Genomic DNA, 23,872 nt, shown 5'->3' with positions numbered 1-23,872 from the left:
CGTACGCGGTGAGGTCCCGCGCGATCGGCGGCGGGCCCGCGTCGGACTCCCGGCGCACGGCGTGCATCGCCCCGGTCACAACTGGGCGCCCTGGCTGGAAAGCGGGGTGTCCGGCAAGGTACTCATGGGGGCATGAGTAACGACGGGGGACCCTCCTACGGCCCTTACGAGCCCACCAGTTTCGGCCTCCAGCCGCCGCGGCGTCCCGGCCCGAACGGCGGCGCCGCGCACCCCGGCAACCCCTACGCCCAGCCCGCGCGGTCCGCCCCGGCCGCGCCCCACCAGCCCGCGCCGCACCAGGCCGTACCGGAGCAGCCCGTACCGGACCGGCCGGCGGCGCCCGAGCCCGGCGCGGGCCGGGTGGTCGCGGGCCGCTACCGGCTGCTGGCCAAGCTCGGCCACGGCGGCATGGGCACGGTGTGGCGCGCCAAGGACGAGACGGTGGACCGCGAGGTCGCGGTCAAGGAGCCGCGCCTGCCCGACCACCTGCCCGAGCGCGAACGCGCCAACGCCTTCGAGCGGATGCGCCGCGAGGCGCGCGCCGCGGCCCGCCTCGACCACCCCGCGGTGGTCAACGTCCATGACGTGGCGGTCGAGGACGGGCAGCCGTGGATCGTCATGGAACTGGTCCAGGGCCGCTCGCTGGGCGCCGCGCTCCAGGAGGGCACGCTGGGCGTCCGGGACGCCGCACGGATCGGCCTGGAGGTCCTGAACGCCCTGGACGCCGCGCACCAGGCGGGCATCCTGCACCGCGACGTGAAGCCGGACAACGTCATGCTCGGCCGCCACGACCGCGTCGTCCTCACCGACTTCGGCATCGCCCAGATCGAGGGCGAGACCAATCTGACCGACACCGGCGGCTTCGTCGGCTCGCCCGAGTTCATCGCCCCCGAGCGGGTGCTGGGGCAGCGGCCGGGACCGGCGTCCGACCTGTGGTCGCTGGGCGTCGTGCTGTACGCGGCTACGGAGGGCGTCTCGCCGTTCCGCCGCAGCAACACCCCGGCGACGCTCCAGTCCGTCCTCAACGCCACGCCCGCCGCGCCGGCCTCGGTCTCCGGCCCGCTCGCCGAGGCGATCAACGGACTGCTGGCCAAGGACCCGGCGCAGCGCCCGAACGCGGCGCGGGTGCGCGCCCTTTTGGAGGAGGCGGCGAAACCCCCGCTGCCGGCGCCGACGCAGGTCGTCACCGTCGCGGGCGGCGGCAACGCCCCTCGGGGCAAGGGCCTCTTCCTGAGCCGCAAGGCGCTCGCGGTCGTCGCCGGGGTGGTCGTCGCGGCGGTGGCGGCGGGCGTGCTGGTGGCCCTGAACCCCTTCGGGGGCTCGGACGCGGACGGGGGGTGGGAGAAGCACGGGTCGAAGGAGCTGGCGGCGAGCGTCCCCGCGCCCAAGGGCTACGAGAAGTACGAGGACGACAACACGAACGAGAAGTCGCACTGGGTCAGTTACACCGACCCGAGCGGTGCCATATCGATCTCCCTGAGCCTCTTGAAGAAGGCCGACGACGCGAGCGCGATCGCCGGGACCGCCGCCGCGCAGATGTACGACGAGGACGCCCAGTTCAAGGAGTCCGGCAGCTACGACCAGGGCATGGCCTCCGACCCCGCTCCCAAGACCTCGCCGGACGAGACGGAGTTCCGGGGCGAGAAGGCCGCGCAGAACACCGTCGTGTACTCCTCGACGGACAGCCAGCACCCCCGGCCGCGCGAACTGAAGGCCTTGTACTACAAGACGAAGGGCGGCGACCTGTACAAGCTGGTCGTGAGCTATCCGGGCAAGGGCGACTTCACCGCGCGCGGCCGCGAGGTCGCCGAGAAGGCGTTCGCCGACCTGGAGCTCGACAAGCTCTGAGGCGAGCTTCCAGGCAACCTCCGAGGCAAGCTCTGAGAAAGGTCTCTTGAGGGGCGCGGCGGGTGTCAACGCGCTGATCAGCGGCTTTGTCGCCAGCAATCACTGGCGCCGTGTGAGTGACCCGTGAAGCCCGTTACCGATGGGTACCCAAATCCCTGACGTGGGCCTACGCTCACGGACATGACGGACTCGCAGGCCACCGCAGCGCCCCTCGGAACCAACCCGACCGCCCCGGCCCCGGCAGGCGCCCGCACCGCCGCCGACGTGGTCACGCCGGAGCTGTTGGCCCAGCTCACGCGCGACGTCATCGGCAGTGGGCGCACGGCCAACCACACGCCGCTCACCGGCGAGAAGCTGGCCGACCTGCCCGAGTCCACCTCGGAGGACGTGACCACCGCCTTCCAGCGGGCCCGCACCGCCCAGATCGCCTGGGCCCGGACCCCGGTCAAGCAGCGCGCCGCCGTCCTGCTGCGCTTCCACGACCTGGTGCTCCAGCGCCAGGCCGAGGTGCTCGACCTCATCCAGCTGGAGACCGGCAAGGCCCGCCTGCACGCCCACGAGGAGATCCAGGCCGTCGTGGTCGCCGCCCGGCACTACGGCCGCAAGGCCCCCGCGTACCTGAGCCCCAAGCGGCACACCGGCGTCGTCCCGACCCTCACCAAGGTCACCGAGAACCGCCAGCCGCGCGGTGTCGTCGGGCAGATCGCCCCCTGGAACTACCCCTTCGAGCTGTCCATCGGCGACGCGCTGCCCGCCCTCGTCGCGGGCAACGCGCTCGTGATGAAGCCCGACACGGAGACCTGCCTCACCGCCCTGTGGGCCCGCGACCTGATCATCGAGGCGGGGCTGCCGTCGGAGGTCTTCCAGGTCGTCCTCGGCGAGGGCCCGGTCGTCGGCCCCGAGATCGTCAGGCACGCCGACTACGTCTCCTTCACCGGCTCCACGCGCACCGGCCGCGAGGTCGCGCGGGGCGCCGCCGCCCGCCTCGTCGGCGTCTCGCTGGAACTCGGCGGCAAGAACGCGATGCTGGTCCTGCACGACGCCGACGTCGACAAGGCCGCCGCCGGCGCGGTGCGCGCCTGCTTTTCCTCCGCGGGCCAGCTGTGCATCTCCATCGAGCGGCTGTACGTCCACGAGTCGATCGCCGACCGCTTCGTGGAGCGCTTCGCCGAGCGGACGCGGGCGATGCGGCTCGGCACGTCCCTCGCGTACGGCGCCGACATGGGCTCGCTCGTCGGCGAGCGGCAGCTGCAGACGGTGACCCGGCACGTCGAGGAGGCCGTCGCCAAGGGCGCCACGCTGGTCGCGGGCGGTGTCGCGCGCCCCGACATCGGCCCCTACTTCTACGAGCCGACCATCCTGGACGACGTCGAGGCCCCGATGGCGGTCTGCACCGAGGAGACCTTCGGCCCGGTCGTCTCGATCTACCGCTTCACGGACGAGAACGAGGCGATCGAGCTGGCCAACGCCACGCCCTACGGCCTGAACTCCTCGGTCTGGACGAAGGACGGCCGCCGCGGCCGCGAGATCGCCGCCCGTCTGCGCACCGGCACCGTCAACGTCAACGAGGGCTACGCGCCCGCCTACGGCAGCGTCCAGTCCCCGATGGGCGGCATGAAGGACTCCGGTCTGGGCCGCCGGCACGGCTCCGAGGGCATCCTCAAGTTCACCGAGGCGCAGACCGTCGCCCAGCAGCGGCTCATTCCGCTGGCGCCGTCCTTCGGCATGGACGACGAGAAGTACGCGGCGTTCATGAGCACGAGCCTGAAGGTCATGAAGGCGCTCCGCCTGCGCTAGTTCCGCGCCCAGTTCTGAACGAGGAGAGTCAATGCCACAGGAGAGCTCTGCCAAAACCCGGGCGGGCGACGACACTTCGTACGACCCGGACCGCGACCAGCACAGTGACTACGACTATGACTACGACGTCATCGTCGTGGGCAGCGGCTTCGGCGGCGCGGTGTCCGCGCTGCGGCTGACGGAGAAGGGCTACCGCGTCGGCGTGCTCGAAGCCGGCCGCCGCTTCACGCGGGCGACGCTGCCCAAGAACTCCTGGGACCTGAAGAACTACCTCTGGGCCCCGGCCCTCGGCCTGTTCGGCATCCAGCGCATCCATCTGCTCGGCAACGTGATGGTCCTGGCCGGAGCCGGGGTCGGCGGCGGCTCACTGAACTACGCGAACACGCTCTACGTACCGCCCGCGCCGTTCTTCGAGGACCCGCAGTGGAAGGACATCACGGACTGGCAGGACGAACTGAGCCCCTACTACGAGCAGGCCAAGCGCATGCTCGGCGTACGGCTCAACCCGACGACGACGCCCTCGGACGTCCATCTGAAGGCCACCGCCGAGGAGATGGGCGTCGGGGACAGCTTCCACATGGCGCCCGTCGGGGTCTTCTTCGGCGACGAGGACGACGCGGACGGCACGTCGACGGCGCGGCCCGGCGCGGAGGTCCCCGACCCCTACTTCGGCGGCGCCGGCCCCTCCCGGCGGGCCTGCGTCGAGTGCGGCGAGTGCATGACCGGCTGCCGGCACGGCGCGAAGAACACCCTCAACGAGAACTACCTCCACCTGGCGGAGAAGGCCGGGGCGGTCATCCACCCCATGACGTCGGTCGTCGCCGTCACCGAGGACTCGCGGGGCGGCTTCGCCGTCGCCACCCTGCCCACGGACGACCGGCGCAAGGGCAAGGGGCGGGTGTTCAAGGCCCGCAAGGTCGTCATCGCGGCCGGTACGTACGGCACGCAGACCCTGCTCCACCGCATGCGGGACAACCGCCTGCTCCCGCACCTCTCGCCGCGCCTCGGCACGTTGACCCGCACCAACTCCGAGGCCCTGGTGGGCGCCCAGACCACCGACCGCCGCTACCGCAAGCGGCACGGCGCGCCGAAGGCGGACTTCACCCGGGGCGTCGCGATCACCTCGTCCATCCACCCGAACGCGAACACGCACATCGAGCCCGTCCGCTACGGCAGGAAGTCCAACGCCATGGGCACGCTGACGGTGCTCCAGGTCCCGTACAGCGCGCGGGGCGGCAGGGCGCGGGTCGCCGGCTGGCTCGGCAACGTCGCCCGCCATCCCTCGCTCCTGGTCCGCTCGCTCTCCAACCGGCGCTGGTCGGAGCGGACCATCATCGGGCTGGTCATGCAGTCGCTCGACAACTCCCTGACCACCTACCGCAAGGAGAAGGGCCTCGGCAAGGGCCTGCTCACCGCGCGGCAGGGCCACGGCGCCCCCAACCCCGACCAGATACCCGAGGCGACGCGCGCCGCGACCCTCCTGTCCAAGGAGATCAACGGCTTCGCGGGTTCGAACATCGGTGAGCTCATGGGCACCCCGCTGACCGCCCACTTCCTCGGCGGCTGCCCCATCGGCGACTCGCGCGACACCGGCGTCATCGACCCCTACCACCGGCTCTACGGCCATCCGGGCATCTCGGTGGTCGACGGCGCCGCGATCTCCGCGAACCTCGGCGTGAACCCGTCCCTGACGATCACCGCGCAGGCCGAGCGGGCCATGTCGTTCTGGCCCAACAAGGGCGACGCGGACCCGCGTCCGGCGCAGGGCCGGCCGTACGTGCGGATCGCGCCGGTGGAGCCGAGGACCCCGGCGGTCCCGGCGGACGCCTTCGGCGCGCTGCGGCTGCCGTTCCTGGGGATGCCGGCGGTGCCGCCGAGGAAGTGACCGTCCCGCCGGGACGCGGCGGCCCCGCCTCGATGCCGGCGGTGAGCGATACGCGTAAGGACCTGCGCCCCCCTCCGAGCGCAGGTCCTTCCGCGTGATCAGGTGCCGCTGTGCCGTGTGCGGCGGTCTCGGCCGCCACGGCTCACGCGGCGGTGTCGGACTTCCGGCGGCGTACGACGAGGACCGCGCCCGCGCCGACGACCACGGCCGCGCCCCCGACGAGGGCGATGGTCGGCAGCGCCGAGCTGGAACCGGTCTCGGCGAGGCTGCCGCCCACCGGAGCGTCGGTCGCGGAACCCTGCGGCCGCTCCGTGCTGGAGGTGGGCTTCACGGTCGGGGACACGGTCGGCGTCAGGCTCGGCCCCGGGGTGCCCGGCCTGTCGCCCTGGTCGCCGCCAGGCCTGCCGATCGTCAGCGGCTCTTCCGAGAACGAGGTGTGGGTGCAGTCGAGTTCCGCGTCGACGTACTCGCCGACACCGATCGTGTAGGCCTTGCCGGCCGGGGCCTTGGCGCTGATGTCGACGCGCAGCTTGATGTCGACCGTCTCCTCGGCGTCCAGTTCGACCACGTCGAAGGCGAGGCCGCCGTTCTTGTCGCCGTCGATCGAGTCCCAGGTCTTGGTCTCGGCGTCGAAGAACTGGAGGTCGGTGTACTCGCTCAGCCAGTCCTTGTCGGAGTGGCCGTCCGTCTCGTTGTCCACGGACGTGATCCACTTGACCTCACCGAGCGGCTCGTCCGTGGGGTTCGTGACGCTCAGCTCGAACGGGTGCCATCCGCTGCCCGGGGTGATCTTGCCGGGCACACCGGAGAGCTCCAGCTCCAGCTCGGAGTCGCGGTCCACGCCGTCCTCGTCGACCGGGCAGTCGGCCGGCTTCTTCCCGTGGTCCCCGTCCAGGACGTCGGCGTCCCGGGCGGCGTCCTCGGCGTCCGCCGCGTCACCGGCCGGCGCGTCGGGCTCCCTCGGCTCCTTCGGCTTCGGCGGCTTCTCGGCCGGGGGCTTCGGGACGGCGGGGGTGCGGCCCGGCTTGTACGTCGGGTCGGCCGGGGTCTGCGGGACCCTCGGGGCGGGCTCGGACGTCTCGGTGGCCGCGTCGGTGGGCTCGGGGGTCACCGCCGGCGTGGCCGGACCGCTGGTCGACGCGGCCGACGGAGCGGTGTCCCCGGCCGCGGACGCGCTCGGGGCCGCGAGGAGCGCCAGCGGCGCCAGGGCAGCCGTAGCGGCCGCTGCTGCCATGGCACGGCGAAGCTTCATGAAGAACCCCAAGCTCGGCTTGTGTGACGGTTGTTACCGCAGGCGTGACTTGTGTTACTGCATGCATGACCTGTGATCCCGGTGAATGGTTGTCCTCGCTCCACCGGATTCCTCGTGTGGTGTGGGTCACATCGCTTGTGCCGTCGTGACGGGGTGCCGTAGAACTGCCCCCGCCCGCAGGCCGATGGAGCCGGTACGGCAGGGGGCGCAAGGCGCGCTCCGGGGATCGCGGGGATCACGGGAGGGGAGAGCGTTGGCCATACCCGATGAGGTGTGGGAGAAGTTCGAGAAGGACAGTGAGCGGGACATCCGTTCGTCCGCGCCGAAGGAGCCGTCCGCGCGGGCCCGCATGGTGGCCGAGAGGCTGCGGCGTCTCGACGAGGAGGCGGCGCGCGAACAGGTGCGGCGGGCGGGGCGGTTGCGCCGCAGGCGCGCGCGGCGCGATGCCGAGTCGGTGCGATGGCGGCCGGACGACTGGCGCGCGGCGCCCCTGGGCCCGCACCGTGACGCACGCTCCGAGCGTCGCCGTCGGGCGTGGAGCGTGGTGATCGTGGTCGGCTGCATGGCGCTGGCGATCGCGGTGCTCAGTCCGTTCCGCTTCTACCTGTGGGGCTGAGCGCCTCCGGGGGCGGTTCCTGAGAGAACCCCGAGGTCACTGCCGTGGAACCGGGAGCGATCCTCTTCCGTCGTAGCAGTGGTGCGAGTGACTCCGCGCCACGGGACGTACAGGCGAGCGGGAACGGGGAGCGGGGAACAGTGAGGGCAGGGAACGTGAAGTCGGCGGTGTCGCGGGCCGTGGTGGCCGTGTCGATCGTGGCGGCCCTCGGCGCGAGCGCGGCGTGTGGCGGAAGCGGCGACGACGGCAAGGAACCGGCCAAGTCGGGCGCGGGCTCCGCGAAGGGCGGTTCCGGCGGGGCCGCCCGGCTGGAGAAGGCGGCGCTCACCACGGGTGACGTCAAGGGCTATCGGGCCGAGGACCCGAAGGACCTGCACGCCCCCGACTCCGCGGCCTCGGCCGCCGGGACGGCGTCCCCGACCGTGTGCGCCCCGCTCGCCGCGCTGCTCGGCACGGGCCCCGGCGTCGGCCCCGGTGCCGTGCCGAAGCTGAAGCCGGAACCGGAGCAGCGGGTCAGCCGCGTGCTGACGCCCTCCGGCGGCAAGGACCTGACGACGACGAACGTCGACCTCTACGCCTACGACGGTGCCGGCACCGGGGCCGAGCGGGTCATGGCCGGCCTGGACGCGGCGCTGAAGTCGAAGAAGTGCGCCGCCTTCCGGGTCGGCGACCACCGCTACGTCGGCGTGCAGTCCCTGCCCGCGCCGGACAAGGGCGACCAGGCCATCTCGTACGAACTCGCCCACCGCAAGAGCGAGTACATGGCGCGGGAACAGCTCACGGTCGTGCGCGAGGGCGGCACGCTCATCGTCTTCGACGCGTCGAACATGTACGACCCCCAAGGCGTCCAGGACGACCGGGAAGCCGAACGGGAGGGCATGAAGGGCATCGGGACGCCCAAGGCGGACGACGATCCGAAGGTGGCACCCGTGCTCGTGGACGCGCAGCTCCGCAAGCTCTGACGCCCCGCGCCTTCCCGCGCGTCCCGTACGACCTTCTCGACCTTCTCGACCTTCGCGGCCTTCTCGACCTCTCTGCCTTCTCGACGGTTTCTGATCGTTATGCGAATCGCTGGCGAAGGCGGCGAGTTTGCCGCTTTCATTTCGTCTCGGTGGGGGCCTGTCGCCCTCGCCGTGCGAACTGAAGGCAGGAAACGTGAAGTCAACTGTGTCCCGGGCCCTCGTGGCGGCATCCGTCACGGTCGCGCTGGGGCTGACCGCGGCGTGCGGCAGCGACGACGACCCCGAGAAGCCGTCGGAGCCGGCCAAGTCGGCGCGGAGTACCGGGAACGCGAAGGATCCCGAGGGTTCGAAGGACCCCGAGGACGCGAAGGGCCCGGCGGAGTCGGAGTCGGGATCGGCTGCCGAGGGCGGCGGGAAGTCGACCGCCCTGTCCTCCGCCGACCTGGAGAAGGCGGTGCTCGCCAAGGGCGATCTCAAGGGCTACCAGGTCAAGAAGTTGTCCCCCGCCGACATGCCCGCGCAGACCGTGCCCGCCGACCGGACCGAGTGCCAGCCGCTCGCGGACATGTTCATGTTCGCCACCGACCCGGCGTCGAAGGCGCGTACCGGCCGGAGCATGACGGGCCCCGACGAACTCGACGCCACGGTCATCACGCTCGCCCTCCTCGCCCATGAGCGGACCGATGCCGAGAAGGTCATGGCCGGCCTGCGCACGGCCATGCGGAAGTGCGAGGCGTACGAGCACGCCGGTTCCAAGTACCGCGAGGTCGCGGCTCTGGACGCCCCGAAGAAGGGCGACGAGGCCGTCTCGTACAAGGTCGTGGGTCTCATCGAGGGCCAGAAGACGCCGATGAGCTTCACGGTCGTGCGCAGCGGCTCGACGCTCGCGGCGTTCTACTCGATCAACCTGCTCAAGCCGGAGGAGTTCGGCGTGCCGGCCAAGGTCGTCGACGCGCAGGTCGCCAAGCTGGAGAAGAAGCTGGAGAAGCCGCACAAGTAGCGGGGGAGGGGCGAGGGACGAGGGGGGGGCGAGGGGCTCGGAGGTCGGGACGGAGGCCGGTCGGCCCCGGGCGTCCCCGGAGCCGACCGTTCTCTTGGGTGACCGGGCTGCTGTCCCCTGCCGTCCGGTCACATCGCCGGAGCGAGGTCCCACGGCGCACGACATCATCCGTACGCCTCATCGCTCCAGCGCAGCCACGCGTGGTTCTTGCGGGCCCGCACCTGGCTGACGCGGACATCGGGACCAACGAAACCCGCCGTCCACCGGTCACGCGCCGTACGGGTGAGAACGGATCCGAACTCAGGTCCATCCGATCCCCGACCGGCAGGGTTCCCGGGCCCGGGGCGGCTCAGACGCGGCCCCGGCACAGCTCCAGGAGCGTCATCGCGAGCGCCGTGCCGGGCTTGCCGAGCGCGTCCCTGTAGTGGCCGAGGACCTCCATCTCGCGGGAGAGGTTCACGCGGCGCCCGCCGGAGGCGATGCGGGCTTCCTGGATCACGGCGGAGACGGCCATCCGTTCCTGGACGAGGCCGATGATGTGGGCGTCGAGCGCGTCGATCCGCTCACGCGCGTTCTCGATCAGGCCGGCGGCCTCGGGCGTGCGTGCGCCGGTCTTCTCGCCGGTGGCACGGGCGGGGGTGGCGACGGTGGCGGCAGCGGTGGCGGTGGCGGTGGCGGTCATGAGGGGCTCCTGGATTCCTGTGGTGCTCGGGTGCGGAAGGTGCGGAGGCCCCGGAGCCACAAGGCCACGGAATGACAGAGCGCCCCGGGCCTTGTCGGCCCGGGGCGCCTGGGAAGTCGCTTGTCAGTGGATCAAGCAGCTCGACCATGGCAGCCGGCGGGCCGGTTGCCATAGGTAAAGAGGAAGGCGAGGTGCTTGGTCACGGCCTCAGTATGCCCCCACGCGGGCCCGCCGGGTCAATCGGGGCGGGCGGGCGGCCCGGATGCTGAGACACGCGCCCGGTCCCGCCCTGCTGCTTGCGAGTGCCTCGGCCCGGTGGACGGGCGGGGCCGTGGGAGGGCCCGTCGCGGGCGGCGTCGTCACGTCCGTCGGATGTGACGAAGGAGGGTCCCGCCGAGCCCGGTAGAATCGACAAAACAGACCCCCTGCACACGCACTGAGCCTCTCGCTCATCGCTCAACGCCGGAAGGCCGCCGCCGTGCCATCAGCGCCCCACGCTGCCGCCGCTCCCGACACCGTTCTGGTCGTCGATTTCGGAGCGCAGTACGCCCAGCTCATCGCCCGTCGCGTCCGTGAGGCCCGGGTCTACAGCGAGATCGTGCCGAGCACGATGCCCGTCTCGGACATGCTCGCCAAGAAGCCCGCGGCGATCATCCTCTCCGGTGGCCCCTCCTCGGTGTACGCGGACCACGCGCCCACCGTCGACCGCAGCCTCTTCGAGGCCGGCGTCCCCGTCTTCGGCATGTGCTACGGCTTCCAGCTGATGGCGACGACCCTCGGCGGCACCGTCGACAACACCGGTGCCCGCGAGTACGGACGTACGCCGCTGGCCGTCTCCAAGGCCGGCTCCACCCTCTTCGAGGGCACCCCCACCGAGCAGTCGGTGTGGATGTCGCACGGCGACGCGTGCAGCGCGGCGCCCGAGGGCTTCACCGTCACCGCGTCCACGGACGTCGTACCGGTCGCCGCCTTCGAGGACGACGAGAAGAAGCTCTACGGCGTGCAGTACCACCCCGAGGTGATGCACTCCACGCACGGCCAGCAGGTCCTGGAGCACTTCCTCTACCGCGGCGCCGGCCTCAAGCCGGACTGGACGACCGGCAACGTCATCGACGAGCAGGTCGCCGCGATCCGCGAGCAGGTCGGCACCCGGCGCGCCATCTGCGGTCTGTCGGGCGGCGTGGACTCCGCCGTCGCCGCCGCTCTCGTGCAGAAGGCCATCGGCTCGCAGCTGACCTGCGTGTACGTCGACCACGGTCTGATGCGCAAGGGTGAGACGGAGCAGGTCGAGAAGGACTTCGTCGCCGCGACCGGCGTCCAGCTGAAGGTCGTCGACGCCCAGGAGCGGTTCCTGAACGCGCTCGCCGGGGTCTCGGACCCCGAGGAGAAGCGGAAGATCATCGGCCGCGAGTTCATCCGGGTCTTCGAGCAGGCCCAGGCGGAGATCGTGGCCGAGGCCCCGAACGACCAGCCGGTCGAGTTCCTGGTGCAGGGCACGCTCTACCCCGACGTCGTCGAGTCCGGCGGCGGCACCGGCACCGCGAACATCAAGTCCCACCACAACGTGGGCGGCCTCCCCGAGGACCTCGAGTTCAAGCTCATCGAGCCGCTGCGCAAGCTGTTCAAGGACGAGGTCCGGATGGTCGGCGCCGAGCTCGGCCTGCCGGACGAGATCGTCCAGCGCCAGCCGTTCCCGGGCCCCGGCCTCGGCATCCGCATCGTCGGCGAGGTCACCAAGGACCGCCTCGACCTGCTGCGCGAGGCCGACGCCATCGCCCGTGAGGAACTGACGGCGGCCGGCCTCGACCGCGACATCTGGCAGTGCCCCGTCGTGCTGCTCGCGGACGTCCGCAGCGTCGGCGTCCAGGGCGACGGCCGCACCTACGGCCACCCGATCGTGCTGCGCCCCGTCTCCTCCGAGGACGCCATGACGGCCGACTGGACCCGCATGCCGTACGACGTCCTGGCGAAGATCTCGACGCGCATCACCAACGAGGTCGCCGATGTGAACCGCGTGGTGCTCGACGTGACGTCGAAGCCGCCGGGGACCATCGAGTGGGAGTGACCTGACAGCCAGGGCCCAGCCCAAGGTCGGGCCCAAGGTGTGCTGAGCGCCGGTGGCGCCCCTTCATGGACAAGAAGGGGCGCCACCGGCGTTCTCATGTCCGCCGGGTCGTACGCACCGGGGCGCCCGGCTTCCACATCTGCACCGCCAGATACCGCTCGTCCTCGACGTAGGTGCGGACCACCTCCGTCAGCTCGGCGCGGAAGAGGTGGAACGCCTCCGGGTCCGGCGGGTTCACCGCGTCCGCGTAGCGCGCGACGACGGCCGCGTCCCGCACCTCGACGGCCCGCCCCGCGATCCGCACGTCGCCCCCCGCCATCTCCGTGCCGGGGCCGGGGTTGGCCTGGAGCGCGAAGCGCGGATCGCGGCGCAGGTCGAGCGCCTTGAGGGAGCCCGGCATCATCCCCAACCACAGCTCCCCGTGCAGGAAACGCACTTCAAGGCCGGTGGTGCGCGGTGAACCGTCCTTGCGGAGAGTGGCGAGGATGTGGTGAGTGAAAGCGCCGAAGCGCTTCTCGACGGTGGCGGCGAAGTCGGGTTCCGCCGCGACGAAGGCTTCCCAGTTGAACGGCATGCGCCAAGTCTGCACCTCATACCAGACACCTTCTGTCGCCTTTTACCGCTCGGTCGGCGGTGCCGCGCGTGCCGCCGTCTTGTGACGGCATCGGACCTGCTGACCTGCTGACCTGCGGTGTCGGGGTGTCGGCCGGCGCTCGCGCCCCGCTCGTCAACGCGCCACTGGCCCGTTCACCCCCGCTGACCTGACCCGCGGGGTCCGTTCGCCCTTGAGTGCGGCACAATTCCCTTTCGCTGCAAGGAAGTTCATGGCAGGCCCGCAGGGGCTTCGAGGGTGGGGAAGGCGGCGTACGCGGTGGCGGTGCAGGTGGCGAGAGAGGGCGCGCACGGGGGTGGATGCACGTGCGGCGGCTGCCCGCACGGAGCGCGTGAAGGACACCGGCGCGCCGTGGCCGCGTTCCTCGCCCGGCGCGACGAACTGGCGGCCGGACAGGGCCTGCCCGCAGCCGTCGCGCACTCGGCGGGCGCCTCGCGACAGTGGGTGTCGGACGAGCTGGCCCAGTCCGCGCGGGACGTCGCCGAGCGCGGGAGGTCCGAGGGGGAGGCCTGGCGGCGATGCCTGTGGACGCGCACCCTGGGCGTCGTCTGGGGCGCCTGCGGCGTGCTGCTCTTGGCCCAGGCGCTCACCGCGATCGGCGCCGGTTGGACGGCCGCCCGCACGGCCGGCCTCCTCGCCGCCCTGGTCGTGGGCGGCCTGCTGACCGGCGCGGCGTATCTCCACCGGGAGCGCGGCGGCGTCCTCGCGCCCCTCATCGGCGAGGACAACCGGCTCTCCACCTCGCGGGTCGTGGCCGCCTGCTGGGTGCTTCTCGTCGTCTTCTCGGTGCTGGTCCTCGCGGGCCGGCTGGCCGTGACCTCGCGGCGCGGGGAGCGGGACGAACTGATCGCCGGCCTCGAACTCGGCCGCGCCGCCGGTGTGGTGACGGTCCTCGCCGTGGTGTGCGCGGTCGCCGTCCTCGTGCGCAGGGTCGTCGGCCTGCGGGTCCTGGGCCAGCGGTTGCAGAAGGTGCCCGCCGTCCGGCCGCGGGCCGCCGACGCGCTCACCGACGACGCGGGCCGCGGCAGCTTCACCGACACCCAGTGCGTCCTGGTCACCGCCGTCGTCGTGACCTTCGCCGCCGTCCGCCTCGCACGGCGGCCCGAGCAGCTGCCCGATCTGCCGTGGGGCCTGGCCGTACTGGTCCTGGTGTCGGCCGTGACCTACCTCGCGGGGAAGTACTCCGAAGGCGGCCGCCCCGTGATCCTCTCCGTCGTCCGCGCGCGGGAGGTCGGCGACCTGGACGCGCCGATCCGCACGGGCGACGACATCGAGATCCGCGGCGCGGGCTTCGTCCCGCCCGGCGCGGGCGGCGCGGACCGGCTCGCCCGCATGGTCGTGCGCATCGGAGCCGTGCACGTCCACGTGCCGCTCGTGCCCGTGCCGGGCGGCTTCAGCAACCCGGCCGACACGACGCTCACCGTGCCCGTCCCGGTCGACGTGGAGCCCGGCCGGGTCGACGTCCAAGTGATCACTGCCGCAGGCCTGGAGACCAACCGCGTCACGATCGACGTCACGGACTGAACCGGCGCCCGCCATGGTCCTAGGTGACCCGACGAACCGTCTCGGCTGATACATCAGAGCCTCCCCGGGCCTCTTGGCCGATGCCACTGAATTCCGCGGCGCTCCGTGAACAGCGGCCTCTTCTCGTACGTACGGTCAGGTGACGGGACAGGTGGCTGGTCAGGCGGGCCGGGTGTCTGGTCAGGCGGTTGGTCGGGCGACTGGTCAGGCGGCTGGACCGGTGCCTGGTCGAGTGACGGGGCCGAGGGGAGAGGCGGGGAACAGCCATGGCTCACGGCATGCGGACGGACCGGCACACCGGTCACACCGGGCGGGACGACTGGCGGGAGCCCGCCACCCGATACGCCCTGCTCCCCCTGCGGATCTTCCTCGGCATCACCTTCCTCTACGCCGGTCTGGACAAGCTCACGGACAGCTCCTTCATGCGGGCGGACGGCGTGGGCTCGATCGGGGCGATGATGCGGGACATCCGCGACATCTCCGCGATCCCCGCCCTGGTCGACCTCCCCCTCAAGAGCCCCGTCGGCTTCGGCTACGCCCTCGCCCTCGGAGAACTGGCCGTGGGTATCGGCGCCCTGGCCGGACTGTTCACCCGGGTCGCCGCGCTCGGCGGCGCGCTGATCTCGCTCAGCCTCTGGCTGACCGTCAGCTGGTCCACCGAGCCCTACTACTACGGCAACGACCTGGCGTACCTGATGGCGTGGCTGCCCCTGGTGCTCGCCGGCGCCCCGGTCTTCTCCCTCGACGCCATGCGCACCGCCCGCCGCCGAGGCTCCCGGGACGCCCCCTGAACCGGGGTGAGGCAGTCAGACCTCGCGTGACGGCAGGACGGAGATCTGCGCCAGATTGACGTGGCGAGGGCGGCTGACGGCGAAGGCGATCAGTTCGGCGACCTCGGCCCCGCTGGGTATCTTTTCGAGCGAGTCCATGGCTTCCTGGACGGCGGCACTGATGGCGGGGTCACCGATGTGGTCGCGCAGTTCGGTGTCGACGGCGCCCGGCTCGATGTTGGTCACCCGCACGTCGCCGGGAGCGAGTTGAGCGCGCAGGTTGCGGGAGAGGTGACTGAGGGCGGCCTTGCTCGCGGCGTAGCCACCGAAGCCGGGCAGGACGGTCTGCGCGGCCACGGACGAGATGGTCACCAGGTCCGCGTGGCCCCGGTCGGCCGCCGCGGCGAGCAGGTCCGGCACGAAGGCGTCCACGACGGCCCAGGCACCGGTGACGTTCACCTCGATCATGCGCCGCCAATTGGTACCGGCGGCCTGGCCGAGAAGGTCGGGCAGGGCGAGGCCCGCGTTGTTGACGACGAGGTCGACACGGCCGAAGCGTTCCCGTACGCGGGTGGCGGCGTCCGCGATCGAGGCGGGCTCGGTCACGTCCGCCGGGACGGCGAGCGCGGTGCCGCCGGCCGCTTCGATGCGCGCCACGTGCTCGGCCAGGCGATCACCGCGCCGGGCCAGCAGGGCGACATGGGCTCCCTGCGCGGCCAGCAGATCCGCGGTGGCCTCGCCGATGCCACTGGACGCTCCGGTCACGACCGCCACCCTGCCCGCAAGGGGGCGGGCGGACGAGGTGGTCTGCGGCGCCGTCATGGTCGTGGTCGTGCTCGTCGTGGTCATGGTGTTCTCCGGGTGTGCATGCGGATGCGCGTACGCGCGTGCGTCTGTGTATGGGGCGGTGCCGGTTGGCGATGTCGACTCTGCTCGGAGCGCACACGCCTGCCCAGGGCTCTGCTCGACCCTGGGTCTGGCAGAACCAGGCTTGGTCGACACTCGCGTCTTTGGTCGACACTCGAGTCCTTGGCCGACACTTGAGCCATGGACTTCCGCACCGAACTCGCCACGTTCCTCCGGTCCCGGCGCGCCCGCCTGCGCCCGGAGGACGTCGGCGTACGCCCGTTCGGCGGTCGGCGGCGCGTGCCCGGTCTGCGCCGGGAAGAGCTGGCGCAGTTGGCGGGCGTCAGCGTCGACTACTACGTACGGCTGGAGCAGGGCCGGTCCCAGAACGTCTCCGACAGCGTCCTCGACGCGGTCGCCGGGGCGTTGAGGCTCGATGCCGCCGAGCGCGCGCACCTGGGCCACCTGACACGTGCCCTGCGCGACGCGCCCGCACAGAACCTCGCCCCGCAGCCGGTCCGCGCCGGCGTCCAGGTGCTGCTGGGGGCGCTCGACGAGGTGCCCGCCTACGTCCTCGGCCGGCGCCTCGACATCCTGGCCTCCAACCGTCTGGCCCGGTTGCTGTTCGGCGACTTCGACGCCCTGCCCGCCGAGCGGCGCAATGTGGCCTGGCTGCACTTCCTCGACCCAGATGCCCGAGAGCGGTACCCCGACTGGGAGCAGACGGCCCGCGACACGGTGGCCGCCCTGCGCATGGACCTGGGCCGCTATCCCTGCGACGACCGGCTGTGCGGCCTCCTGGGCGAACTCTCCGTCCGCAGCGACGACTTCAACCGCCTGTGGGCCGAACACCATGTACGGGAGAACTCCCACGGCCCCCAGCGCATACGCCACCCCGCCACCGGCGAGCTGCCCCTGCTCCGCGAGACACTCCGTCTGCCCGACGAGCCGGACCAGACCCTGGTCACCTACGTGGCGGAACCGGGGTCGCAGGCCCACACAGCGCTCAGCGCACTCGCAGGTCGCGTCCTGGTCGGCGGCGGACCAGGCGGGCACGGGCCGCTGCCACGGAACTGACCGTCCCGGCCACCCGACAGCCGTGCCGTCGATCCCCTCCGACGACGCGTGCCGTACCTGGTGGGTGTGCACGTCGTACCAAGCCGAACGATGTCCCGCACTGACCCGCCAGGCACGCTCTGGAAGGTGACACCACGGGCCCATTCCCGGACGTGTCCCTGGCCGAGGCCCTGGCCCTGACTCCCTTGCCCCCTGGCCACGAACCTCGCGCCGCCGGCCCCTTGTCGGCCCTGTCGCCTGCCTCTCAGCCCCGCCCGTCAGCCCTGCCGCTCCCCGGCTCTGGAGTGGCCGTGCGCTTGGGCGGCGCCGCGCGGTCTTATGCCGTGGATCGCCGCCGTCACGCCCGCGAGCAGCAGGCCGGCCATCACGAGCGGGGCGGCGACGAACCACGGCGCTTGCCAGGCGCCGCCCACGTCGCCCGCGTAGAGGACGGCGACGGTCAGCAGGGAGAGGCCCGCCACCAGCTTTCCGGGGTGGAATTCATGACGCAGCACGGGTCACCTTCGCTTGTCCGACGCCCACTTCGAGCCGCAGATCGATCGTGCCGCCGTCCTTACCGCCCGAGGGCGGTTTCAGCGTCACGTCTTTCTCGCGGTCCGGAGCGACGTCCAGGTCCTTGTTCTTGTCGTTCGGCAATCCGAGGGCGCCGAGGCCCACTTCGGCGTGCAGTCGCACGGTGGCGCCCTTCGGCACGATCACCCGGAGGTCACCCATGCCGACCTCGGCGCTGGTCTCCAGCGTCCGTCCCTTGCCGACGTCGATCCGGCTCAGGTCGAGCCTGCCGGTGCCAAGGCCCACCTCGTACCGGGGGCGGACGTCCGCTGCCGACCGGGGTATCCAGTCCGCGCGGGCGTAGTTGGTGGTGATGTTCTCCGGCAGGGCCGCCGCGCCCGCCAGGAGGCCGGCCGTGAGCACCGCGAGCACGATCGAACCCGCCCCGGTCCGTCCCAGGAAGGCGCTGACCGCGATGCCGAGACCGAGGACCCCGAGCGCGCATGCCAGGCCGGTCTGCAACGTCGTGCCGAGCGGGTGGTTCTCCCAGGTCAGGCCAGTGCCGAGGCCGCCGGCGAGCAGGGCGAGCAGGAAGATTCGGCCGCCGATCCCGCGCGGGCCGCGCGGTCGGGGAGGCGCGGGCGGCGGGGCGGCCGCTGCCTTGGCGCGCGGCACGCCCTGGTGGCCGCCCGTCGGCTGATATTCGATGTCGAGACTGGCGGGGCCCCAGAAATAGGAGGGGGAGCGCTCGTGCGCCCCGTCCTTGGCCATGGGATCCCGCCACCAGGAGGGCCCGCCGGCGACGGGCGGCGCCTTGGCCTCCGGCGGCGCGTCAGCCGCGGCGTGCGCGGTGACCGGGGCGGGGTCGAGGGCCCCGCGCTGCTGAGACCAGTACCCCGCGCCCGCGAGGAGAAGGGTGAGGACAGCGGCGAAAGTGAGGGCGCCGCCGTTGTTCAACAGTGTGAGGAAGACTCCGCAGCCGACGAGCGCGAAGAGCACGGCCGTCAGCGCCTGGCCGTCCACCCGGCCGGAGAGCAGCCTGCGCGCCTCGTTCTCCTCCTCGTTCTCGTACGGCACGAAGAGCCAGGCGAAGCCGTAGAACACCAGGCCGAGGCCGCTCGTGATCGACAGGACCACGAGACCGATGCGGAAGATCACCGGGTCCATGTCACAGTGCCGCCCGAGACCGGCGCACACTCCGCCGAGCTTCTTGTGCCGGCGGTCGCGGTGGAACTTCAGCACCTCCGCGGGCCGGCCCGCTTCCTCGCGACTGCCCGCGGGACCACCCGGCTCGCCGTACGCGTCGCGCACGGCGGCGTGGAGGGCGGCCTCGGTCTCCGTCTCGGCGGGCTGCTGATCTGTCATGTGTCCATGGTGACTGCCGCGAGCCCGCGGCGGCAGTCGGGACGACCCTGGCCCGACCCTGATATCGCCCCTGAGACGACTCGGGCCACATCCCTGACAGGGACGGGGTGGGGGCCGAGATCAGGGAAGTCTCGGGGACCGACCCTGATGCCCGCGTGCGCGCTCGCGTGTGAACATCGAGGCATGCCGGAAGCCGCCGCACCGCCCCTCGACGACGCCCGACCGCTGCGCAAGCTGTACCGCAGCGGTGACGGGCGCTGGCTCGGCGGCGTCGCACGCGGCCTCGCGGGGCATCTCGGACTGCCCGTGGTCTGGGTCCGGCTCGTCTTCGTCGGCCTGTTCACGGCGGACGGCCTCGGCGCGCTGCTGTACGCGGCGTTCTGGTTCTTCGTCCCGCTGGGCATCGGCGGTGTGGACGCCGAGCGGCCACCCGCGGCCGTCACGACCGAGACATCGCCGGACGGCCGCCGCAGACTCGTGGCCCGCAAGCCGGACAAGGGCCAGATAGTCGCGCTCCTCGCGATGGTCGTCGTCTGCATGGTCTTCGTCGGCAATGTGGACCTGGACGGCTCGACCAAGGCGTATGTCGTGCCGACCCTGCTCGTCGCCGCCGGTGTCGCCCTGGTCTGGCGCCAGGCCGACAATGCCCGCCGGGCCCGCTGGATGGCCGTCGGCCGCCGCCGGCGCACCATCACGCTCGCCCGGTCGGCCGCCGGAGTGCTCCTGGTCGGCGCCGGGGTCACCGGCATCTTCGTGCTCCAGGGGTCCGCCGCACACCTGGGGGCCGTGCTGCAGGCCGCGCTGGCCGTGCTCGTCGGCGTCGCCCTTCTCGCCGGCCCCTATCTCGTCCGCATGATGCAGGACCTCTCCGAGGAGCGGCTGATGCGTATCCGCGCCCAGGAGAGAGCCGAGGTCGCCGCGCATGTGCACGACTCCGTGCTGCACACCCTGACCCTGATCCAGCGCAACGCGGAGAGCGCCGGCGAGGTGCGCCGCCTCGCCCGCGCGCAGGAACGCGACCTGCGGGCCTGGCTCTACAACCCCGAGGGGACGGGCAAGGACGAGGACGAGGAGCCCGACACCCTCGCCGAGGCGGTCCGCCGCAGTGCGGCGGAGATCGAGGACAAGCACGGGGTGCCCATAGAGGTCGTCGTGGTCGGGGACTGCCCGCTCGACGAGCGGCTGACCGCCCAGATGCAGGCCGCGAGGGAAGCCATGGTGAACGCCGCCAAGTACGGTGGCGAGGGCGGTGCGGTGCAGGTCTTCGCCGAAGTGGAGGGGGAGACGGTGTTCGTGTCCGTCCGGGACCGCGGACCCGGCTTCGACCTGGATTCCGTTCCCGACGACCGCATGGGCGTACGAGAATCGATCATCGGCCGCATGCAGCGCAATGGCGGCACGGCGCGGTTGCGCGCGGTGCCGGGCGGCGGCACGGAAGTCGAGCTGGAGATGGAGAGGACGGCGACGACATGAGCGACGCGACCGAGGCGGGCGAACCCGCGGAGCCGACCGGTTCGGACGAGGGCGGTGCGGGCGGGCGTCGTGTGCGGGTCGTCCTGGTCGACGACCACCGGATGTTCCGCACCGGGGTGCGGGCGGAGATCGGCCGGACCGACATCACCGGCGTCGAGGTGGTCGGCGAGGCGGCCGACGTCGACCAGGCGGTGACGGTCATCAGGGCCGCACGACCCGAGGTCGTCCTGCTGGACGTGCACCTTCCAGGTGGCGGGGGCGTGGAAGTGCTGCGCCGCTGCTCGCCGTTGATGGCCGACGCGGAGAGTCCGGTGCGTTTCCTGGCGCTGTCGGTCTCCGATGCCGCCGAGGATGTCATCGGCGTCATCCGGGGCGGCGCCCGGGGCTATGTCACCAAGACCATCACCGGTACGGACCTGGTGGACTCCATCTTCCGGGTGCAGGACGGCGACGCGGTGTTCTCGCCACGCCTGGCCGGCTTCGTCCTCGACGCCTTCGCCTCCACGGACGCGCCCCCGATCGACGAGGACCTGGACCGGTTGACGCAGCGGGAGAGGGAGGTCCTGAGGCTGATCGCGCGGGGGTACGCGTACAAGGAGATCGCCAAGCAGCTCTACATCTCCGTGAAGACGGTCGAGTCGCATGTCTCGGCGGTCCTGAGGAAGCTCCAGCTCTCCAACCGCCATGAGCTGACGCGGTGGGCGACGGCGCGACGGCTGGTCTGAGCCGCGGGAGGCCGCTGCGGAGCCGATCGCGCGGCGGCGGCCGGTACGGGGGGTGACTTTGCGAGGTGCGGGTCCGGGGTGTGGGGTGTGGGGTGCGGAGCACGGGGCGCGCGGCCAGATTGGCTTGGCGCCGAGCGCCGAGCGCCGAGCGCCGCCCTGGGCGTCAGGTGCTGCCCCTAGCGTCGGGTGCTGCCCCCAGCGCCTGGTGCTGCCCGAGCGTCGGGTGTTGCCCGAGCGCCGAGTGCCGCCCTGGCGTCAGGTGCTGCCCGCGCGCCGGGTGTCGCCGGGGGCCGGGAGCGGCGTCAGTGCTCGTAGGGCCCAGCGGTAGTGGGTGAGGGCCTTGGCGGCGCCCAGTAGGCCCGTCAGCCACAGGAGGAGGCCCGTGCCCATGCCGAGGGCGACGTCGGCGTACGTCTCGCGGCCGGGTTCGGCGTACGCGGCCGAGGCGAAGGACGCCCACAGGCCGAGCGCGCACACGGCGAGGGAGGACAGGAGCCACAGGAGGCTGAGGCCGGGGGAGCGCAGGCGGGCGTCGGACGCCGGGTCCCGGTCCAGGGCGAGCCAGGCGTCGGTGAGTGCTCGTATGCGCCGGTCGCGGCGGAGGCTGAGGACGACGCCGACCACCGAGGGCGCCAGCGCCGCGAGGCCGAGGACCGCGAGGACCGGGCCGAGGATGAGCCCGGTGGCGTCCTCCTCCTCGATGAGTTTGATCGGCTGCATCAGCAGCGCCCAGCCGATGACGGCGCCGAGGCCACACAGCCACAGGAACAGGAGCCGGTGCACTCCGAGGTGGCGTCGGCGGAGTTCGTGGAGGGCCATGCCCCGGTCGGTGAGCAGCGTCCGACGGTCCGGCCAGGTGCGCAGATGCGCGGGAGGGGGAGGCGGCGGCAACGTACGGCTGGGCATGGACCCGACAGTACTGGGGGCCGCGGGGCCGGTTCACACCACCCGGGTGGCGCCCGCGAACGGCATCTGGTCGATCGGCGCGAGCCGCACCGGGGCGCTCGGGTTCGGGGCGTGGATCATCTGGCCGTTGCCCACGTAGATGCCGACGTGGCTGATGCCCGAGTAGAAGAACACCAGGTCACCGGGGCGGAGCGCGGAGCGTGCGACGCGCTCCCCGGCCGCGATCTGGGCGTAGGTGGTGCGGGGCAGCGAGACGCCCGCCGCCCGGTAGGCGGCCTGGGCGAGCCCCGAGCAGTCGAAGGCGTTCGGGCCCGTCGCGCCCCATACGTAGGGGCTGCCGATCGCCTTGTAGGCGTAGGAGACGGCGGCCGCGGCACGGGCGTTGGGTGCCTTGGACGGTGCGTGCGGCTGCGGCTGCGGGGTCCGGGTGTGCGCACGGGTGACCCGGTCGGTGCCGTCGCCCGCGAGCTGTGTGCGCTGCTCGGCGTCCGCGAGCCGCGTGCGCTGTTCGGCGGTGAGCCGGGACAGCAGCCGCTCGGCCTCACCGAGTTTGCCGGTGATCGTGTTCTTGTGTTTCCGCAGTTCCGCCTGGCGCGAGCGGAGGGCGGAGAGGTGACCGTCGGCCTCGGCGTGCAGCTGGTCGAGCTGACGGAGCTTCTTGCGTACGCCCCTGATGGCGGCCGCCTGGCGGTGGCCGGCCCGGTCGGCGAACGAGGCGCCGTCCAGGAACTGTTCGGGGTCGGAGGAGAGCGCGAGCTGCACGGAGGGGTCGATGCCGCCCGTGCGGTACTGGGCGGCCGCGTACGAACCGAGGCTTTCGCGGGCGGAGTTGAGTTCGGCCGTCTTGCGGGCCGCCTCGTCGCGCAGCTCGCCCAGGGAGGCCTCGGCCTTCTCGGCCTTCTCCTTCGCCCCGTTGTACTTCTCGGTGGCGATCTCCGCCTCCCGGTGGAGCGCGTCGACCTTGGACTTCACCTCGGCGGGGCTGAGCCGGGGGTCCGCGTGCCCCGTGCCGTCGAGGGCGGTCACCGAAGCGGCACCCGCCAGGGCGAGGGTGGCGGCGGTACGGGCCGCACGGCCGGTGAGCAAGCGCTGTCGGGGCTTGCGGTGCGCTGCCACGAAGGGGGCTCCTTACCTGACCGGCGACGACCCGCACAGGGGGAGCGGGCCGCCGCCGGGTTTCTCGGCGTGATGACCGACTGCCGCCCTGGACGGGCGGCGGTGGGGAGCCGGTCACCTGGGGAAGGACGCTAAGCCCGGCCGTAACGGCCCGGTGACGGCTTGCGCGCAACTGACGGAAGTGGGCGCAACAGCGACCATGGATGTCCGCTCCGGATGCGGATTTGATGCCCTGCTTGTCATGAGTATGGGCATTGCGGTGGTTGTGCCCCACCTGTCCGTCGCGGGGTGATAAGGGGCCGCCTGAAGGGGGCGATGCGGGGCCGGGCTAGGCTCCGGCCTCATGGACGTACTCATCCATCTCTTCGTCGGCCTGCACATCATCGGCATCGCCTCACTCCTGGGCGGCTTCCTGACCCAGATGAAGCAGATGGGCCGGGGCACCGCCCGCTTCAGCCCCGCGATGCTGCACGGCGCGTTGACCATGCTCGTGACCGGTGTCGTCCTGGTGGGCCTGAATCAGGCCGACGACAACCCGGTCAACAACCTCAAGATCGGCATCAAGATGGCCGTGCTGATCGTGATCCTCGCGCTGGTCTACGTGAAGCGGGACGAGGAGAAGATCGACAAGGGCCTGTTCGGCGCGGTGGGGCTGCTGACGACGGCCAACATCTTCATCGCCGTGCTGTGGACCTGATCCCCCCCAATGACGGCCCCCCGGGTAACGGTCCTCGGGTAACGGCCTTCCGTTAGCGGCCCTCTACGCGCGCGTGGCCCGCACTCCGCGCCGACGGGGCCAAGGGGACCAGGAGCGCGACCGCCACCGCGACGCCCAGTGACGCGGTCATCATCGTGCGC

Annotated in this window: 21 protein-coding genes; 13 read left to right on the top strand and 8 right to left on the bottom strand. The window is 72.0% G+C overall.

The annotated features are described in order from the left end of the window. Positions 1–132: 132 nt before the first annotated feature. The 3 genes from ABZ385_RS13370 to ABZ385_RS13360 all read left to right on the top strand — a co-directional run bounded on the left by ABZ385_RS13370 (position 133) and on the right by ABZ385_RS13360 (position 5,530). On the top strand, positions 133–1,848 hold the full coding sequence (locus ABZ385_RS13370) for a serine/threonine-protein kinase (RefSeq protein ID WP_358911394.1): 1,716 nt from the start codon (positions 133–135) through the stop codon (positions 1,846–1,848). Positions 1,849–2,028: 180 nt separating this feature from the next. Beyond that, complete coding sequence (locus ABZ385_RS13365) at positions 2,029–3,645, top strand: succinic semialdehyde dehydrogenase (RefSeq protein WP_358590062.1); 1,617 nt, start codon at positions 2,029–2,031, stop codon at positions 3,643–3,645. Positions 3,646–3,676: 31 nt separating this feature from the next. Further along, positions 3,677–5,530: a GMC family oxidoreductase gene (locus tag ABZ385_RS13360; protein ID WP_358590064.1), complete on the top strand. Its 1,854-nt coding sequence runs from the start codon at positions 3,677–3,679 to the stop codon at positions 5,528–5,530. A 142-nt stretch (positions 5,531–5,672) separates the two neighbouring features. Here ABZ385_RS13360 and ABZ385_RS13355 read toward each other — a convergent pair whose 3' ends face one another. Next, positions 5,673–6,764 (bottom strand): LAETG motif-containing sortase-dependent surface protein, encoded by a 1,092-nt coding sequence (locus ABZ385_RS13355; protein WP_358911392.1) that lies wholly within the window; start codon positions 6,762–6,764, stop codon positions 5,673–5,675. 271 nt (positions 6,765–7,035) lie between these two features. Between ABZ385_RS13355 and ABZ385_RS13350 the strand changes: the two genes are divergently transcribed. From ABZ385_RS13350 to ABZ385_RS13340, 3 genes are all read left to right on the top strand, one after another. Beyond that, entirely contained in the window at positions 7,036–7,398 is a 363-nt protein-coding gene (locus ABZ385_RS13350) for a hypothetical protein (protein ID WP_358911390.1), read from the top strand. Positions 7,399–7,538: 140 nt separating this feature from the next. After that, positions 7,539–8,360 carry a hypothetical protein gene (locus tag ABZ385_RS13345; protein WP_358588091.1) on the top strand — a complete coding sequence of 274 codons (822 nt, stop codon included), beginning with the start codon at positions 7,539–7,541 and terminating at the stop codon, positions 8,358–8,360. Positions 8,361–8,553: 193 nt separating this feature from the next. Next, on the top strand, positions 8,554–9,360 hold the full coding sequence (locus ABZ385_RS13340; protein WP_358696877.1) for a hypothetical protein: 807 nt from the start codon (positions 8,554–8,556) through the stop codon (positions 9,358–9,360). A 349-nt stretch (positions 9,361–9,709) separates the two neighbouring features. On the opposite strand, the gene ABZ385_RS13335 is transcribed toward ABZ385_RS13340, so the two are convergent. Beyond that, positions 9,710–10,042: a chorismate mutase gene (locus tag ABZ385_RS13335; protein ID WP_358588095.1), complete on the bottom strand. Its 333-nt coding sequence runs from the start codon at positions 10,040–10,042 to the stop codon at positions 9,710–9,712. Positions 10,043–10,520: 478 nt separating this feature from the next. On the opposite strand from ABZ385_RS13335, the gene guaA reads away from it, so the two are divergent. Continuing rightward, positions 10,521–12,107 carry a glutamine-hydrolyzing GMP synthase gene (gene guaA / locus ABZ385_RS13330; RefSeq protein WP_358588097.1) on the top strand — a complete coding sequence of 529 codons (1,587 nt, stop codon included), beginning with the start codon at positions 10,521–10,523 and terminating at the stop codon, positions 12,105–12,107. A 94-nt stretch (positions 12,108–12,201) separates the two neighbouring features. On the opposite strand, the gene ABZ385_RS13325 is transcribed toward guaA, so the two are convergent. Further along, positions 12,202–12,681 carry a pyridoxamine 5'-phosphate oxidase family protein gene (locus ABZ385_RS13325; protein WP_358588098.1) on the bottom strand — a complete coding sequence of 160 codons (480 nt, stop codon included), beginning with the start codon at positions 12,679–12,681 and terminating at the stop codon, positions 12,202–12,204. Between the two features lie 297 nt (positions 12,682–12,978). On the opposite strand from ABZ385_RS13325, the gene ABZ385_RS13320 reads away from it, so the two are divergent. Further along, entirely contained in the window at positions 12,979–14,244 is a 1,266-nt protein-coding gene (locus tag ABZ385_RS13320; RefSeq protein ID WP_358911557.1) for a hypothetical protein, read from the top strand. A 266-nt stretch (positions 14,245–14,510) separates the two neighbouring features. Then, a complete protein-coding gene (locus tag ABZ385_RS13315; protein WP_358588100.1) occupies positions 14,511–15,035 on the top strand; it encodes a DoxX family protein in 525 nt (174 codons plus the stop codon). Positions 15,036–15,050: 15 nt separating this feature from the next. On the opposite strand, the gene ABZ385_RS13310 is transcribed toward ABZ385_RS13315, so the two are convergent. Next, a complete protein-coding gene (locus ABZ385_RS13310) occupies positions 15,051–15,836 on the bottom strand; it encodes an SDR family oxidoreductase (protein ID WP_358588121.1) in 786 nt (261 codons plus the stop codon). Positions 15,837–16,061: 225 nt separating this feature from the next. On the opposite strand from ABZ385_RS13310, the gene ABZ385_RS13305 reads away from it, so the two are divergent. Further along, positions 16,062–16,937, top strand: coding sequence for a helix-turn-helix transcriptional regulator (locus tag ABZ385_RS13305; protein ID WP_358911388.1), 876 nt, complete (start codon positions 16,062–16,064; stop codon positions 16,935–16,937). 257 nt (positions 16,938–17,194) lie between these two features. Here the strand turns inward: ABZ385_RS13305 and ABZ385_RS13300 are convergent, their stop codons facing one another. Both ABZ385_RS13300 and ABZ385_RS13295 read right to left on the bottom strand, forming a co-directional pair. Then, a complete protein-coding gene (locus ABZ385_RS13300) occupies positions 17,195–17,431 on the bottom strand; it encodes a hypothetical protein (protein ID WP_358911386.1) in 237 nt (78 codons plus the stop codon). Beyond that, positions 17,418–18,794, bottom strand: coding sequence for a PspC domain-containing protein (locus ABZ385_RS13295; RefSeq protein ID WP_358911384.1), 1,377 nt, complete (start codon positions 18,792–18,794; stop codon positions 17,418–17,420). Before ABZ385_RS13295 ends, ABZ385_RS13300 begins: the two co-directional genes overlap by 14 nt. Positions 18,795–18,977: 183 nt before the next feature. Between ABZ385_RS13295 and ABZ385_RS13290 the strand changes: the two genes are divergently transcribed. Together ABZ385_RS13290 and ABZ385_RS13285 are read left to right on the top strand one after the other, a co-directional pair. Further along, complete coding sequence (locus ABZ385_RS13290; RefSeq protein WP_358588110.1) at positions 18,978–20,267, top strand: PspC domain-containing protein; 1,290 nt, start codon at positions 18,978–18,980, stop codon at positions 20,265–20,267. Further along, positions 20,264–20,992: a response regulator transcription factor gene (locus ABZ385_RS13285; RefSeq protein ID WP_358588112.1), complete on the top strand. Its 729-nt coding sequence runs from the start codon at positions 20,264–20,266 to the stop codon at positions 20,990–20,992. The genes ABZ385_RS13290 and ABZ385_RS13285 overlap by 4 nt, the downstream gene beginning before the upstream one ends. A gap of 255 nt (positions 20,993–21,247) precedes the next feature. On the opposite strand, the gene ABZ385_RS13280 is transcribed toward ABZ385_RS13285, so the two are convergent. Next, positions 21,248–21,898, bottom strand: coding sequence for a hypothetical protein (locus tag ABZ385_RS13280; RefSeq protein WP_358588114.1), 651 nt, complete (start codon positions 21,896–21,898; stop codon positions 21,248–21,250). Between the two features lie 33 nt (positions 21,899–21,931). Beyond that, positions 21,932–23,014, bottom strand: coding sequence for an NlpC/P60 family protein (locus ABZ385_RS13275; protein WP_358911382.1), 1,083 nt, complete (start codon positions 23,012–23,014; stop codon positions 21,932–21,934). 343 nt (positions 23,015–23,357) lie between these two features. Between ABZ385_RS13275 and ABZ385_RS13270 the strand changes: the two genes are divergently transcribed. After that, complete coding sequence (locus ABZ385_RS13270) at positions 23,358–23,711, top strand: hypothetical protein (RefSeq protein ID WP_358698363.1); 354 nt, start codon at positions 23,358–23,360, stop codon at positions 23,709–23,711. The last annotated feature ends 161 nt before the right edge of the window (positions 23,712–23,872 follow it).

The sequence above is a fragment of the Streptomyces sp. NPDC005898 genome, assembly GCF_040629635.1.
Classification (GTDB): Bacteria; Actinomycetota; Actinomycetes; order Streptomycetales; family Streptomycetaceae; genus Streptomyces.
The sequence above is the reverse complement of the archived record's forward strand: the minus strand, read 5'-3'. Positions and strand labels throughout refer to the sequence as shown.

Bases quoted from the DNA above. Each gene is read 5' to 3' on its own strand.
- ABZ385_RS13370 (WP_358911394.1), top strand. From the start codon at position 133: ATGAGTAACGACGGGGGACCCTCCTACGGCCCTTACGAGCCCACCAGT.
- ABZ385_RS13365 (WP_358590062.1), top strand. From the start codon at position 2,029: ATGACGGACTCGCAGGCCACCGCAGCGCCCCTCGGAACCAACCCGACC.
- ABZ385_RS13360 (WP_358590064.1), top strand. From the start codon at position 3,677: ATGCCACAGGAGAGCTCTGCCAAAACCCGGGCGGGCGACGACACTTCG.
- ABZ385_RS13355 (WP_358911392.1), bottom strand. From the start codon at position 6,764: ATGGCAGCAGCGGCCGCTACGGCTGCCCTGGCGCCGCTGGCGCTCCTC.
- ABZ385_RS13335 (WP_358588095.1), bottom strand. From the start codon at position 10,042: ATGACCGCCACCGCCACCGCCACCGCTGCCGCCACCGTCGCCACCCCC.
- ABZ385_RS13325 (WP_358588098.1), bottom strand. From the start codon at position 12,681: ATGCCGTTCAACTGGGAAGCCTTCGTCGCGGCGGAACCCGACTTCGCC.
- ABZ385_RS13315 (WP_358588100.1), top strand. From the start codon at position 14,511: ATGGCTCACGGCATGCGGACGGACCGGCACACCGGTCACACCGGGCGG.
- ABZ385_RS13310 (WP_358588121.1), bottom strand. From the start codon at position 15,836: ATGACGGCGCCGCAGACCACCTCGTCCGCCCGCCCCCTTGCGGGCAGG.
- ABZ385_RS13305 (WP_358911388.1), top strand. From the start codon at position 16,062: ATGGACTTCCGCACCGAACTCGCCACGTTCCTCCGGTCCCGGCGCGCC.
- ABZ385_RS13295 (WP_358911384.1), bottom strand. From the start codon at position 18,794: ATGACAGATCAGCAGCCCGCCGAGACGGAGACCGAGGCCGCCCTCCAC.
- ABZ385_RS13290 (WP_358588110.1), top strand. From the start codon at position 18,978: ATGCCGGAAGCCGCCGCACCGCCCCTCGACGACGCCCGACCGCTGCGC.
- ABZ385_RS13285 (WP_358588112.1), top strand. From the start codon at position 20,264: ATGAGCGACGCGACCGAGGCGGGCGAACCCGCGGAGCCGACCGGTTCG.
- ABZ385_RS13280 (WP_358588114.1), bottom strand. From the start codon at position 21,898: ATGCCCAGCCGTACGTTGCCGCCGCCTCCCCCTCCCGCGCATCTGCGC.
- ABZ385_RS13270 (WP_358698363.1), top strand. From the start codon at position 23,358: ATGGACGTACTCATCCATCTCTTCGTCGGCCTGCACATCATCGGCATC.